The sequence below is a fragment of the Streptomyces sp. NPDC004667 genome, from assembly GCF_040609475.1.
Classification (GTDB): Bacteria; Actinomycetota; Actinomycetes; order Streptomycetales; family Streptomycetaceae; genus Streptomyces.
Genome location: NZ_JBEXKC010000221.1, coordinates 1 through 2,946, shown reverse-complemented (window position 1 = coordinate 2,946; position 2,946 = coordinate 1). Strand labels below are relative to the sequence as shown.

At 71.7% G+C, this 2,946-nt stretch carries 2 protein-coding genes and 1 pseudogene; 2 read left to right on the top strand and 1 reads right to left on the bottom strand.

Annotated elements, in window-relative coordinates:
* A partial coding sequence (locus tag ABZW32_RS39425; protein WP_356225687.1) for a phosphoadenosine phosphosulfate reductase family protein occupies positions 1-365 on the bottom strand: 365 nt, incomplete at its 3' end.
* Between the two features lie 360 nt (positions 366-725).
* Between ABZW32_RS39425 and ABZW32_RS39420 the strand changes: the two genes are divergently transcribed.
* Both ABZW32_RS39420 and ABZW32_RS39415 read left to right on the top strand, forming a co-directional pair.
* Positions 726-2,471: a hypothetical protein gene (locus ABZW32_RS39420; RefSeq protein WP_356225686.1), complete on the top strand. Its 1,746-nt coding sequence runs from the start codon at positions 726-728 to the stop codon at positions 2,469-2,471.
* Positions 2,468-2,946: pseudogene (locus ABZW32_RS39415) on the top strand (hypothetical protein); the annotation flags it as partial. The gene ABZW32_RS39420 and the pseudogene ABZW32_RS39415, both read left to right, overlap by 4 nt.

Below are 2,946 nucleotides of genomic sequence, written 5' to 3'. Positions count from 1 at the left end.
GGCTTGACCTTGCGCAGGGCGCAGCACAGGTCCGGGTCCCGGTCGTGCAGCTTCGGCCCGTACTCGGCGTCCTGCTCGGCAACGCTCCGGCGCGGAGTGAGGGTGATGACGTTCACGTCCATCACCGCCTCCACCGCGTCACGGGTGCCGATGGTCTCCTCGAAGTGGTAACCGGTGTCCAGGAACACCACGTCCACCCCCGGGAACACCCGGGACGCCAGGTGGGCGACCACCGCGTCCTCCATCGAGGAGGTCACGCAGAATTTCCTCCCGAAGGTATCGGCGGCCCACCGCAGGATTTCCGGTGCGAGCGCATCATCCAGTTCCCGGCCCGCCCGCTCGGCCAGCATTTCGAGATCGGTCATCCGGCGGCTCCTTTACTGGGGAAAGCGGCGCACGGGCAGGAATTCGCTCCGCCGAGATTAGCAATGCGGACACGTAAAGCACTGACGGTGCGCTGATCGCGGTCACTTTCGGCCCGAAGGAACCATCCTGGACCTCTCACCTGGGATTTCAAGCATTTCGGGGGATTTGTGGGGCACGGTCAGGCAGCGGTAAGGCCGCTATCAGCGGACCGCCAGCACCCCTGTGTCACAGTGGGCCGAAAATTGCGGCGAATCCCGTGCCGGCCGACGGGCCGGAATGTGCGGATCCAGCGAATACAGCCACCCAATGGCCGGTTTATGCATTCTGGCCGACATCCCCCGGAGAGGGCACGCGGAGAAATGAGACTGCAAGGACTGCGCCGAGGAAGGCTGATACGCCGCCTCGCACTCTGTCTGTCGGCGGTGGGACTCACCGCCTCCATGCTCACCGGAGCGGAACCCGCCGCCGCCGGCACGCCGGTCACCTGGACCTCCACCTTCCAGGGCACCGACGGCGTCACCTACTCGGCGACCAACCACCTGGTACCGGCCTCCAACGGCCCCGGACGGCAGTGGATGCTCGTCTGGGCCGGACCGGCCAAACAGCCCGCGCCCGACTTCCTGACCGTCATCGACGCCACCCCGGGCTCCCCCACGTACGGCAAGGTCGCCAACACCGTCACCGTCGGCCCGAACAACGGCAACGAGCCGCACCACATGCAGTACGTGTGGCACAAGGGCGACCGGATCTACGCCGGCGGCATCATGAGCGACACCACCTTCGTCTTCGACGCGAAGGCGCTGCCCGCGCTGACCATCGCCGGGGTCAACTCCACCGTCGACACCCCCTGCGGGACCCTGCCCGACGCCTACCAGGTGCTGAGCGACGGCACCGCGTACGGCACGTACATGGGCGGCCCGAACGTGACCGGCCCCTGCACCTACACCAACGGCCAGGTGCGGGTCGGCAACGGCGCCGCCGGCTCCCCCGGCGAGATCGTGCGGATCGGGCAGGACGGCAGGACCCTCGCCGAGATCCCGGCGGCCACCGAGGCCGGCGAGGACCCGGCCCAGTGCGGCAACGTCCCGGCGCTGCCCGCCGCGACCTGCGCGAACCCGCACGGGGTCGCCGTCCGCGAGGACCTGAACGTCATGGTGGCGAGCGACTTCGCCGAGGCCCGCAACTTCATGACGCCCGACTCGGTGCTGAGGGAGAACCTGGCCCGCCAGACGGTCCGCGTCTTCGACATCAGCGACCGCAACAACCCGGCGCTGCGCTCGGTGTCCAAGGTCGCCGACGGACCGCGCGGGGCCCAGGAGCCGCGTGCCTTCTTCCGCGAGTCCCGGGTGGTCATGGAGACCGCGCTGACCAACCGGCCCGGCCACAAGGGCGCGTTCGTCTCCTCCATGGCCGGCGGGGCCGTCTTCTACACCCCGGACATCACCGCGCCCGCGCCGCAGTGGAAGGAGGTCTTCGACGACACGACCGCCTACCGCAGCTTCCAGCGCGACACGGGCGTCACCGGCAGCGGGGACAACGGCAGCTGGCTGGCCGTCAGCCCCGACGACCGGTTCCTGTTCCACACGGTGATGGGCCAGTCGGTGCCCTACGGCAAGCCCCTCGACCAGACCACCGGCATGATCTACGTCCTCGACATCCAGAAGCTCCTCGCCGCCGGCGACGGGGCCAAGTGCTCCGTGGACGAACTGGCCGAGGCGAGCCGGGGCGGGCACGAGCGGGACTGCCCGGAGCTGGTCAGCACCGTGCCGATCCGCGACGTCAGCTCGGGCGGCCCGCACTGGGGCGCCATGGACAACTTCCGGCGGGGCGCGGACGGCGTCTACCGCGAGACGCAGAACGTCAGCCGGATCGCGGTCGCCAACTACTTCGTCGCCGGATCCTTCGGCGGCGGCGGCGACCACCGCGTGTGCATGTTCGACCTCGACCGGCGCGGCCAGGTCTCCCTGGACCGCTCCTTCCGCGACGAGAACACCGGCAAGCCCTGCGTGGGCTTCAACCGGGCGTCCTGGCCGCACGGCGACACCGGGGACGCCCAGCCGCACGGCGTCCTGTTCGTGGTCAGCGACAGCGTCGTACGACGGTGAGCGCCGTCCTCGCGGCGGCGGTCGTCCTGACCGCCGCCCTGGCGCTCGGCCTGGTGCTGCTCCTGCGCACCCGGCTGCTGCGCCGCCGCACCACCGCCTCGGCGTACTTCGCCGCGGCGGTGGCCTGCGCGGTGGCGGCCGGGCTGTGGGTCCCGGGCGGGCCCGCGGGATCCGGCGGCCCGGCGCGGCCGGTGGCCGGGGGCCCGCTGCTGGGCTCCCTCGGGCTGGGCGCCCGGCAGGTCCCGGTGCTGGTGGTGCCGAACCGGCCCGGGTACAACCTGGTGGCCGTGGGCGCCGACGGCGCATCCGCAGGGACGGGCCGCGACCGGCTCGTCAAGGGCGAGCGGCGGCCCGGTTCCACCCTGACCTGGGTGCCGGTCGAACTGCCCGCCGGGCCCGCGCGGGTGTGGGTCTCCGCCGGCGGGGCCCTGGCGCCGCTGGCGGTGGACACGGGCCGGGCGGGCGGCGGGGGCCC

Coding starts and splice junctions, on each gene's coding strand:
- ABZW32_RS39420 (WP_356225686.1), top strand. CDS start 726: ATGAGACTGCAAGGACTGCGCCGAGGAAGGCTGATACGCCGCCTCGCA.